This window comes from Acetomicrobium sp. S15 = DSM 107314 (assembly GCF_016125955.1).
Classification (GTDB): Bacteria; Synergistota; Synergistia; order Synergistales; family Thermosynergistaceae; genus Thermosynergistes; species Thermosynergistes pyruvativorans.
On the sequence record NZ_JADEVE010000138.1, the window covers coordinates 1 to 269 of the forward strand.

The following is a 269-nucleotide window of genomic DNA, read 5'->3' on the forward strand; positions in this document are numbered from 1 at the left end:
AGTCACCAGACGAATAAGCCAGCAGATTCTGCTTCGCCGCGAAATCGATCAATACCCGCTGCTGGGTAATAATTGCCGCAACCGATTCAAGGAATAGGCGGACTGGATCTCCGGCTGCCAGGCTTCGTCCGGATAGCGATACGATCTCATCGCTGGAAGCCTCATCGAAGGCTACAGATACAAAACGTTCAACCCCAACGGCCTTGGCCTCGTCGATTATCGCCTCAATTTGCCCCTTAAACTGAGGCATGTTCAAATGGCAGTGCGTG

General features: G+C 52.8%; 1 pseudogene. It reads right to left on the reverse strand.

Annotation, left to right across the window (positions count from 1 at the left end):
* Nucleotides 1-269: pseudogene (locus EZM41_RS03450) on the reverse strand (TatD family hydrolase); the annotation flags it as partial.